This is a genomic window from Chthoniobacterales bacterium (assembly GCA_036569045.1).
Taxonomy (GTDB): domain Bacteria; phylum Verrucomicrobiota; class Verrucomicrobiia; order Chthoniobacterales; family JAATET01; genus JAATET01.
Genome location: DATCRI010000028.1, coordinates 21478 through 31793, shown reverse-complemented (window position 1 = coordinate 31793; position 10316 = coordinate 21478). Strand labels below are relative to the sequence as shown.

At 66.3% G+C, this 10316-nt stretch carries 9 protein-coding genes and 1 tRNA gene; 6 read left to right on the top strand and 4 right to left on the bottom strand.

Features of this window, described 5'->3' with window-relative positions; genetic code table 11:
- Positions 1 to 2 precede the first annotated feature (2 nt).
- The 4 genes from VIM61_05780 to VIM61_05765 all read right to left on the bottom strand — a co-directional run bounded on the left by VIM61_05780 (position 3) and on the right by VIM61_05765 (position 3644).
- Entirely contained in the window at positions 3 to 2684 is a 2682-nt protein-coding gene (locus VIM61_05780) for an adenylate/guanylate cyclase domain-containing protein (protein HEY8899901.1), read from the bottom strand.
- Between the two features lie 51 nt (positions 2685 to 2735).
- Complete coding sequence (locus tag VIM61_05775; protein ID HEY8899900.1) at positions 2736 to 3098, bottom strand: hypothetical protein; 363 nt, start codon at positions 3096 to 3098, stop codon at positions 2736 to 2738.
- A 36-nt stretch (positions 3099 to 3134) separates the two neighbouring features.
- Entirely contained in the window at positions 3135 to 3434 is a 300-nt protein-coding gene (locus VIM61_05770) for a hypothetical protein (GenBank protein HEY8899899.1), read from the bottom strand.
- 136 nt (positions 3435 to 3570) lie between these two features.
- Positions 3571 to 3644 (bottom strand) — tRNA-Pro (locus VIM61_05765).
- A gap of 196 nt (positions 3645 to 3840) precedes the next feature.
- Between VIM61_05765 and VIM61_05760 the strand changes: the two genes are divergently transcribed.
- Genes VIM61_05760 through VIM61_05735 form a run of 6 tightly spaced genes read left to right on the top strand, consistent with a single transcriptional unit; the run spans position 3841 to position 10310 of the window.
- Complete coding sequence (locus VIM61_05760; protein HEY8899898.1) at positions 3841 to 5172, top strand: aminotransferase class I/II-fold pyridoxal phosphate-dependent enzyme; 1332 nt, start codon at positions 3841 to 3843, stop codon at positions 5170 to 5172.
- Positions 5117 to 6196: a hypothetical protein gene (locus VIM61_05755; GenBank protein HEY8899897.1), complete on the top strand. Its 1080-nt coding sequence runs from the start codon at positions 5117 to 5119 to the stop codon at positions 6194 to 6196. Before VIM61_05760 ends, VIM61_05755 begins: the two co-directional genes overlap by 56 nt.
- Before the next feature lie 5 nt (positions 6197 to 6201).
- Entirely contained in the window at positions 6202 to 7185 is a 984-nt protein-coding gene (locus tag VIM61_05750; GenBank protein ID HEY8899896.1) for an NAD(P)-dependent oxidoreductase, read from the top strand.
- A gap of 37 nt (positions 7186 to 7222) precedes the next feature.
- Positions 7223 to 7948 carry an MBL fold metallo-hydrolase gene (locus tag VIM61_05745; protein ID HEY8899895.1) on the top strand — a complete coding sequence of 242 codons (726 nt, stop codon included), beginning with the start codon at positions 7223 to 7225 and terminating at the stop codon, positions 7946 to 7948.
- Entirely contained in the window at positions 7948 to 9210 is a 1263-nt protein-coding gene (gene purD / locus VIM61_05740; protein HEY8899894.1) for a phosphoribosylamine--glycine ligase, read from the top strand. Before VIM61_05745 ends, purD begins: the two co-directional genes overlap by 1 nt.
- Positions 9207 to 10310, top strand: coding sequence for a S41 family peptidase (locus VIM61_05735; protein HEY8899893.1), 1104 nt, complete (start codon positions 9207 to 9209; stop codon positions 10308 to 10310). The genes purD and VIM61_05735 overlap by 4 nt, the downstream gene beginning before the upstream one ends.
- Positions 10311 to 10316: the final 6 nt, after the last annotated feature.

Here is a 10316-nt window from a genome sequence, read left to right as displayed (position 1 = left end):
CCTCAGGCCGCGACGGCTGCGGCGGCGGATCTCTTGCGGTTGTGAATGGCGAAGTCGATGGCCTCCCAGAGGCCGAGCTGGCGGCCGGTATTCCATTCGCGCAGCCGGGCCGGGGCATCCAGCTCGCGGCCGAGCGTGCTCACCGTTCGCTCCCAGTCGGCGCGATCGATGACGTCGAGCGTGATGCCGAGGGCTTCGCGGCCGGCCTCGGAGGCGCCGAGAACCCGGGCGGCAGCGGGGGCGTCTTTCTCGATGAGGAGGACTTCGGCAAAAATCTGGAGGAGGTAGGGAGTGACCCAGCGGTTGCCGAACTTCCGGGCGATGGCCGTCCATTCCTCGAGCGCCGCGCGGGCGGCGGGAGCATCGCCGTCGATGGCGCAGGCCTTCGCAATGCCCCAGAGCAGGTAGCCGGAGATCCATTGATCGCCGGTCGAGCGGTAGATCGCGAGGCTCTCCTCGCGCAGGCGCCGGGCCTCGGTATTGTCGCCGCGCCGCGCCGCAAAACTTCCCATGCCGCTGAGGCCGATCGCGGTGAGGCTGACATCCTGAAGTTCGCGGCCAGCCTCCAGCGCGCGCCGGAAGCGCTCTTCGACGCCGTCGGTGATGCCGATGTTGGTTTCCACGAAGCCGAGCAAGGCGTTGTGAAAGATGGCGTCGCGTGTGCGGCCGAGCTTTTCGAACAGGGCGACGCCCTCGCGGTAGTAGCCGACGGCCGCCTCGGAATTGTCGCGGCACCAGGCGATGCGGCCGGCGCCGACGAGCGACTCGGCGCGGGCGAGCGTGGGGGCTTCGGCGCCGGGAGCCCCGAGCAGATCTTCGATGACGGCCTTGCCTTCCTCGAAGTTGCCACGGATCTCGATGTAACGGGTGAGGGCGGCGACGATGCGCAGTCCCTTCTGCGTGTTTTCCGGAGTGCTGGCGGCGGCCCAGTCGAAGGCGAGGCGGAAGTTGAAGATGTCGGAGCCGACGCGGTCGAGCCACCTTGCGGTGCTGAGGCTCTCGAGCTGGGGGCGGGCCTCTTCGGCGAGGACGAGGAAGTAATCGAGGTGGCGGTCGCGCAGCGCCGGGAATTCGCCGGAGGCTTCGAGGCGCTCGCGGGCGTATTGCCAGACGGACTCGATCATCGTGTAACGGGTCGCGTCGGTGGCGTCCGATTCGACGCTGAGGAGCGACTTGTCGACGAGGAGCTGGAGCAGGTCGAGCGCGTCGTAGGTGTCGACGCCGTCGCCGGTGCAGACGGCCTCGATGGCCTCGATCGTGCGGCCGCCGCCGAAGACGCCGAGTCGGCGAAAGAGCACGCGCTCGCTCTCGGAGAGCAGGTCGTAGCTCCAGTCGATGAGCGTGCGCAGCGTCTGCTGGTGCGGCAGGACGGAGCGGCCGCCGCCGGTGAGCAGGCGAAAGCGGTCGTCGAGGCGCTGGGCGATCTGTTCCGGCGTGAGGACGCGGGCGCGGGCGGCGGCGAGCTCGATCGCGAGCGGGATGCCGTCGAGTCGCCAGCAGATCTGGGCGATGGCGGCGGCGTTCTGCCGGGTGACTTCGAAGCCGGGCTTCACGGCGGCGGCGCGGTCGATGAAAAGGCGAACGGCCTCGTATTGGGACACCACGCCGACGATGTCGGAAATCTGAAAGAGGTCCCGGGCGGGATTCAGCACGCTGAGCGGCGGCACGGCCCAGGTGCGTTCGCCCGCGATGCCGAGCGAGGCGCGGCTGGTCGCGAGAATGCGGATGGTGCTGCAGCTGCGGAGCATTTCGGCGACGAGATCGGCGCAGGCCTCGAGCAGGTGCTCGCAGTTGTCGATGATGAGAAGCATGCGCCGGCCGCAGAGGTAGCGGATGAGCGCGGCGCGGCGGGATTCGCCGGGTTCCTCGCGCTGGCCCACGGTCTCGGCCATGAGTTCGACGATGCGGTCGGGATCGGAAATGGTCGCGAGTTCCACGAGCCAGACGCCGTCGGGATATTCGGCGAGGGATTCCTCGGCGACCTGAATGGAGAGGCGCGTCTTGCCCGTGCCGCCGGTGCCGGTGAGCGTGAGCAGGCGAGTGGTCGCGAGCAACTGCTTCACGGTGTCGCGCTCCTGGCCGCGGCCGACGAAGGTATTCAACAGCGTCGGAAGATTGTTCGGCGTGACTTCCAGCGAGCGCAGCGGCGGGAAGTCCGCCGGCAGGCCGGCAAGAACGAGCTGGAAGAGATGCTCCGGGCGAATGAGGTCGCGCAGGCGGCGCTCGCCCAGGTCGCGCAGCATGAGGCCGGGCGCGATGTGGTCGCGGACGAGTTCCTCGACCGGCAGCGAAAGCAGCACCTGACCGCCATGCGCGGCGGCGAGAATGCGGGCGACGCGATTGAGGCTGTTGCCGTAGTAGTCGCCGTCGCGGAATTCGGCCGCGCCGACGTGCAGGGCCATGCGCACCTTCAGCGGCCCGGTTGGGCCCCATTCCTCTTCGTGCAATTCGTGCTGCACCTGGGCGGCGGCGGCAAAGGCGTCGCCGGCGCGATCGAAGGCTACGCAGAAGGCGTCGCCGATCGTCTTGAAGACGAAGCCGTGGTGCGACTCCATCGCATTGCGCAGGATCTCGTCGTGTCGGCGCAGGGACAGGCGCATCGCCTCCGAATGCTGCTCCCAGAGGCGGGTGCTGCCCTCGATGTCGCTGAAGAGGAAAGTGATGGTGCCAACCGGCGGATTCATCGTTCCGGGCAGCCTACCCGCGCCGCGTCAGAACTCAAAACGGAATGCGTGTCAGTTGCGAAATGACGCCCGCACCTTCGGCGCGGCGAGCACCGCGAGGGCGACGAACGAGAGCACGAAGCCGTTGCGGTAACCGACGTTCATCCACTGGCCGACGAGCGTCGCGAACAGGAGCACCAGGATGAACGTGAACTTCCGCTGCTGCCAGAGGCCGGCGCCGATGGCCGCATACATCGCCGCGAAGAGCCACGTGAAACCGAGGTTCCGTGCCAGCGAGAGAAACTGGACCTGGGTGAGCTCGCGCCCGGCGAACTGCGTCTCGCGGTAGGCATGGACCTTGAGGACGCCCTCGTAGATCGCCGCTCCGGCGAGGATGACGAAAAGGACGGCCAGAATTTTCAGGGCGAGGCGCATGGCAGGGCGTCGGTGTCGCACGTCACGCCGGGGGAATCAAGTCGCGGGCGGGTCCTGCGGCGGCACGACGATCGGAGTGAGGGCCTGCCAATGCCCGAGCGGACAGGCCGCCGTGCGCCAGGCGACCTTCACCGCCACGCGGCAGCCGCATTCGGCGCATTGATCGTGAAGGTCGAGGTATTGGCCGCAGGCGTTCGAGCGACAAATGGCGTGCCGGCGGACGATTTCCTCGGCCGGCATTTCCGGATCGCCCCGGAGGGCGGCGGCGCCTTCCCGCGCCGAATCCCGCAACAGCGTGCGCAGCATCGTCAGAAAACCGGGCGGGCGAGGCGACATTCCGGGAAATGCGAAACGAAAAAATCGGGGCGACAGGATTATCCCGGCAAATGCCGGGCTCCGCGAGCGGGACTTCGCGAAAGGAGGCGCTCGCGCGCGGGCGGTCGAACGATTGTTCTCATCCTGTCGAAGAAAATCGGGGCGACAGGATTCGAACCTGCGACCTCCTGGTCCCAAACCAGGCGCTCTACCAAGCTAAGCTACGCCCCGAGGGGCCAGACAGTGACCGAGAAAACCGGTGCTGGCAAGCGGCGTAATCACTGGCACGGGATTCGCTTCCCTTGCCTCGGTTCGTGCTCTCCGATCATGCGAGGCTCTCCTTTTTGATTGATACGGAGGGCTTTTGGAGACGAAATGGATTGAGACGGCACAAATTCGTGCGAAAGAACGGTCTATTATTTCCAAGGTGGCGAAAGATTTAACACAAAAGTGCCGGGATTATCGGGATTCCGCCGACGCACGAGCCCAGGGCTTTTATCCATATTTTCGCCGCATCGACGACACGGCAGGCAATCACGTCGTTTGCGACGGGGCCGAGAAGATCATGATCGGGTCGAACAACTACCTCGGCCTCGCTCAGGACGAGCGCGTGGTCGAGGCGGCCTGTGATGCGGTGCGGCGGTTTGGTTCCGGTTGCACGGGCTCCCGCTTGCTCAACGGCAACATCCGCCTGCACGAGCAGCTCGAGGAAGCCCTGGCGACATTCCTCCAGCGCGAGGCGGTGCTCCTCTTCTCGACCGGCTTTTTTGCAAACCAGGGCGCCCTGGCCACTCTCACCGAGGACGACGATGCGATTCTCTGCGACCGCGAGAACCACGCGAGCATCATCGATGGCTGCCAGTTCGCTCCGGCCAAGCTCGTCCCCTTTCGCCACAATTCCGCCGTCTCGCTGCGGAACCGGATGAAGCGTCTGCCCGAGGCGACCGGCAAGCTGGTGGTCCTCGACGGCGTCTTCAGCATGTCGGGCGACATTGCGGACCTTCCGCCAATCATCGAGGCCGCGAAGGAATACGGCGCGCTCACCTACGTCGACGAGGCTCACGCCCTGGGCGTGCTCGGGCCGCTCGGTCGCGGCACGGTGCACCATTTTGGCGTGAACGACGATGTCGACCTCGTGATGGGCACGTTCTCGAAGTCGCTTGGCTCGATGGGCGGCTTCATCGCCGGCTCGAAGGAAGTCATCGAATTTCTCCGGCACAAGGCGCGCTGCTTCATTTTCACGGCTTCGCTGGCGCCCGCGGTGGCGGGGGGCGTGCTGAAGGCGCTCGAGCTCATGCAGAGCGAGCCCGAGCGGATCGACGCGCTGTGGCGCAATACCCGCAAGATGCACGAGGGCTTCAAGTCGCTCGGCTTCAAGATCGGCACCACGCAGACGCCGATCGTCCCGATTCTCATCGGCAGCGAGGCGCGGGCGTTCCAGTTCACCCAGCGTCTTTACGAGGAGGGCGTGTTTGCCACGCCGGCGATCTACCCGGCCGTCCGCTACGGCGAGGCGATCGTTCGCACAAGTTTCATGGCCACGCATACGGACGAAGATCTCGACCGCGTGCTGGATATCTTTGCCCGGCTGGCGAGGGAGCTTGGCACCTTCGACGACCCCGCATATTCAGAACCCGGCCGCCGCAAAAATGTTTTCGATTTCAGCCTGTCTTACGCCGAGGGATCGGACCCGCTTCGAGAGGGTGCCGGAGACGTTGCACGGAACGGAACCGGGTTTCATCCCGCCGTTTCCCGGTAGCGTCGCAAAATACCTGAAGCCAGACTCGCCGTTTCAGCGGGTTCACGGCACGATTTTTCCGTTCCTCGCGCGTCGCGGAGGAAAGGTCGTCGGACGCATTGCGGCGGTCGTCAATCGCTCGCACAATGCCCGTTACGGCGACACGGTGGGCTTCTTCGGTTTCTTCGATTGCGAGGACAATGCCGAGATCGCGCGCGCCTTGTTCGATCGCGCCGCCTCCGTCCTCCGCGAGCACGGCCTCACCGCCATGCGCGGGCCCTACAATCCCAGCATCAACGACGAATGCGGCCTGCTCGTCGATTCGCACGACAAGCCGCCGTGCATCGGCTTCACGTGGAATCCTGCGTATTACGAGCCGCTCCTGCTGCAGGCGGGCTTCGTCGGCGTGCGAAACCTCGTCGGCATGCACCTGCCGATGGCCGGGGTGCCGACACCCGAACGGCTCGAGCGGATGGCAAATCGGGTCGCCGCGCGCTCGAAGATGACGGTGCGTCCGATCAGTCTCCCGAAGCTCGAGAAGGAGCTGGAAATCGTGCACGCGGTTTACAACGACACGCTGGAGCGAAACTGGGGCTTCGTGCCGATCGCCATGGAGGATCTGCTCGGCGCGGCGGACGACATGCGCGCTTTCGCCGACGCGAAGATCATCCTCATTGCGGAGAAGGACGGCGAACCGGCAGGCGTGGCGCTCACGCTGCCGGATTTCAATCAAATCCTGCACGGCCTCCAGCGTGTGCCGCATCTGCTGCGCCTGCCGGTGATTCTCTGGCGCATGAAGACGCGGAAAATCACGTCCTGCCGCCAGACGGTCTACGGCATCCTGCCGCAGTTCCGCGACCGCGGTCTGCACGCCTGGCTGCTGCGAGAGCAATTTGCCCGCGCGCGGGACCGCTATCCCTCCGCAGAACTCGGCTGGATGGAGGAGAACAACGTGGAAATCATCGCAAACGGCGAGCTGCTCGGCGGCTTCGTCAATCGCACGTTCCGCATCTACGAGCGCCCGATTCCCTTCGCGGCCGCCTGACGTCCATGCGCCTGTTTCTGACCGGCGCCACGGGATTCGTCGGACTCAACCTTCTGCTCGAGGTCCTGCGGGACGGCCGTTACGAGGAAATCGTCGCCAGCGTGCGCGATCCCGGGAAGCTCGCCCGGCAGCTCGCCTTCGAGGGGTTTGCCGAACTGCCCCGAAATCTGCGGGTGATGCCCTGGGGCGAGCCGCCGCCGGCAGTGGACCACGCCGTGCACTGCGCGGGCGTCCTCTTTTCGCGAAGTCGCGAGGAATGCTTCCGCGTGAACGTCGACGAATCCCTCGCCCTGCTCACGCGCCTGCCCGCTGGCACGCGCACGGTTGTCCTTTCGTCGCAAAGTGCCGGCGGGCCGACCCCTGCGGGCCAGATCGTGCGAACGGCGGCCGACGCGGATGCTCCGCTCACGTGGTATGGCGCATCCAAGCTCGCGATGGAGCGTCGTCTCCTCGTGGAGCGGCCGGGAACCCTGGTCTGGCGGCCTCCGATGATTCTCGGTCCGCGGGATCGCGCCACGCTGCCGCTTTTCCGCATGGCCGCCGGTGCCGTGCGCATCAAGCCTGGGCTGCGGCCGAAGACCTACAGCTGGATTGCTGTCGGCGACCTCGTGCGGGCCATTCTGCGGGCGCTCGAGGATGCCGCGCCCGCCCCGACCACGCCGCTGGCGGCCTGTGCGTCGGAATCGATCACCGATCGGGAGCTCATCCAGACCGCGGCCGATGTGCTCGGGCGGCCCGGGCGCATTCTGCCGCTGCCCCATGCGCTGCTGCGCGGGGTTTCCGCGGTGGTCGATGCTGTGCCGGCGCTTCGCGATGCCGCTCCCAGCCTGACTCGCGATCGCGTGCGCGAGATTTTTCCCGACCGCTGGGTGCTCGACAGCTCCGAGTTTCGCGCGCGCTACGCGCCGGAGCCGTTTGCCTCGCTTGCCGGGACGCTGGCGGAGACGCTCGCGTGGAATGTGCGGGCCGGATTGCTTCCCGCCGCTTGAATTGCCGGGCGGCATCACGTAACACGGAACGACCTTGATGACTGCCCGCCTCTCCCTTGTCGCCGTTCTGGCTCTGCTCCTCGCCGGTTGCGGTGGCGGATCCATTCAGAAACCCACCGGACAACCGCAGCGCATCGTGCGCGTGGATTGGTATGGCGATCAGTGCTTCCGGGTTCGCAGCGCTCTCGGGGTCGCCATGCTCACGAATCCCTTCACGCCTGGCAGCACCGACTTCCCCGAGCCGAAAAACCTCACCCCGGAGATCGTGCTGATCTCGAGCGAGAATCCCGAGGCGAACAATGTCGATCTCGTCGACAATACCCCGCACATCCTGCGCGGCAGCGTCGGCGCCGGGACGAACACCGTGGGCGGCATCCGGATCCTTGGCGTGCCCGTCTTCAAGAACCCCGACGTTCAGGACGTCAGCGGCATGAACGTCACCTACCGCTGGACGATGGACGGCCTGAAATTCTGCTTCCTCGGCCAGTTGGAGACCGTTCCGCCGCCGGCCGATCTCTCGCGCATCGGCCGGGTGGATGTGCTTTTCCTGCCCGTGAGCGGCACGGACCTCACCGGTCCGCAGCGCCAGCAGATCATCGAGGCGCTTCGTCCGCAGGTGATCGTTCCGATGGGCACCGTCTCGGCAATGAATCGTTTCGCCGGCGGATATACCTCCGTTTATCGCCTCAACGGCTCCGCCGCGCTGCTCTCGCGCGACGCCCTGCCTGCCGTTCCGACCGTTCTCCTTTTCCGCGCACCCTGATGAATATCCTCGTCGTCGGCTCCGGAGGTCGTGAGCACGCGCTGGCCTGGAAGCTCGCCCAGTCGCCGCGGGTCAGGGGAGTCCATTGCGCCCCGGGGAATGCCGGCACCGCGCGCTTTGCGGTGAACGTGCCGATCTCCGTCACCGACAACGAGGGACTCGTCATCTACGCTCTCCGGCATCACATCGACCTCGCGATCATCGGCCCGGATGACTCGCTGGCGGGAGGCATTGTCGATGCCTTTCAAGCCGCCGGCCTGCGGGCCTTTGGCCCCACCGCCTCCGCGGCGCGGCTGGAATCCTCGAAGGCCTTTGCGAAGGATTTCATGCGCCGGCATGGCATTCCGACGGCCGCCTACGAGGAATTCGACGACAGTGCCGCCGCCCGCGAATATTGCCGTGCCGCCAGATACCCGCTCGTCGTCAAGGCCGACGGTCTCGCGCTGGGCAAGGGCGTCGTGATCGCCCGCTCGTTCGACGAGGCCGACGAAGCCATCCACCATTCGATGGACGAGGGCGCCTTCGGCGACGCCGGCCGCCGCGTGGTGATCGAGGAATTTCTCGAAGGCATCGAATGCTCGCTGCACGCGCTCATCGACGGCGGGAGCTACGCGCTCTTTCCCGATTGCCGCGACCACAAGCAGGCCTACGACGGCGGCGAAGGCCCAAATACTGGCGGCATGGGCACGATCTCGCCGACGGGTTCCATCGACGCCGAGCTCGAGGCCTGCATCCGGGCGGAGATTCTCGATCGCTTCGTGGCGGGTGCGCAGGCCGACGGCCTCGATTTCCGCGGCATGCTTTTCCCGGGGCTCATGCTCACGGCCGGGGGCCCGAAGGTTCTCGAGTTCAATTGCCGCTGGGGTGATCCCGAGACGCAGGTCCTCGTCCGGCGTCTCCAGAGCGATCTCGTCGATCTTCTGGAGGCCTGCATCGATCGCACCCTCGCCGAGCAGGAGATCGCGTGGGACCCGCGGGCGGCCGTGTGTGTCGTTCTTGCTTCCGGCGGCTATCCCGGCGCCTACCGAAAGGGCGAAATCATTACCGGAATCGATCGCGCCGAGGCCCGGCCCGACGTCGCCGTCTTCCACGCGGGCACCACGGAGTCGCCCGACGGACTTGTGACCAATGGCGGGCGCGTTCTCGGAGTCACGGCTCTCGGCGAATCGCTCGCCGCCGCCCGCACCGCCGCCTACGCCGCCGCGGATGAGATTCATTTTGCGAATCTGCATCGGCGCAACGACATTGGCGCCGTCCTGTGAAGCCGCTCCTTCCCGCTCTCGCCGCTCTTCTGCTGCCCGCGCTGGCCATTGCGCAAACGCCGTCCCCTTCCGCCCCGCCCGCTCCATCGGCGAGCCCGACGGCCACCCCCGTTCCCGAGCCGACTCCGGAGCCGCTTTCCACCGGCGAGATCATCAACGCGCTCAGCGACTCGCAGCTCGATCAGGCGATTCAGAGTCTTCGCACGAACTTTCTCGACGCGGGTCGCACCACCGATCGCGAACTGCGCCGCGCCACGCTCGAGGGACTGATCGATCGGCTGTCGCCGGGCCTTTCCATCACGACGGAAACCGCGGTCAAGCCCGGCGCCGCCCCGGCCTTTCTCGCCGAGATTCTCGACGATCGCATCGGCTACCTGCGGCTGGGTTCGCTGGGTCGCGAGGCCCTCGCCCAGATGGATGCCGCGCTCGCCAACTTCAAGGCCAAGGGACTCGATGCCGTCGTGCTCGACTTGCGCGGCGCTCCGGCCTCCAGCGATTACGAGGTGGCCGCCGATGTCGCGAAGCGCTTCTGCGCAAAGGGCAAACTGCTCTTTTCCATCCAGAAGCCGAGCGCCAAGCAGGAGCGAATCCTCACCTCCGACCGCGATCCCGACTTCAGCGGGATCCTTGTCGTGCTTACCGACAAGGACAACGCCGGCGCCGCCGAGGCGCTCGCCGCTACGCTGCGGAAGAATGCAAATGCCATGATCGTCGGCACGACCACCCGCGGCGAGGCCGTGGAGTTCTCGGATGTGTCGCTCGGCGAGGGAAAAATCCTTCGCGTGGCGGTCGCGCAGATCGTTTTGCCGGATTCCGGGCCGATTTTTCCCGACGGCGTGAAACCCGATATCGCGGCCGCGCTTTCGCCCGCGACGCAGGGAAAAATCTTCGCGCTCAGCAAGGAGAAGGGCGTGAGCTCGTTTGTCTTCGAGATGGAGCGCCCGCACCTCAACGAAGCCGCGCTCGTTGCGAACACCAATCCCGAGATCGATCCCGCGGTGGTGCGCTCCAACGGCCGCGATGCGCTGTGGGACACCGTTCTTCAGCGCGCCGTCGATCTGGTGACGGCGATCAGTTTCTACGACCAGCGCGCCCGCTGATTGCCC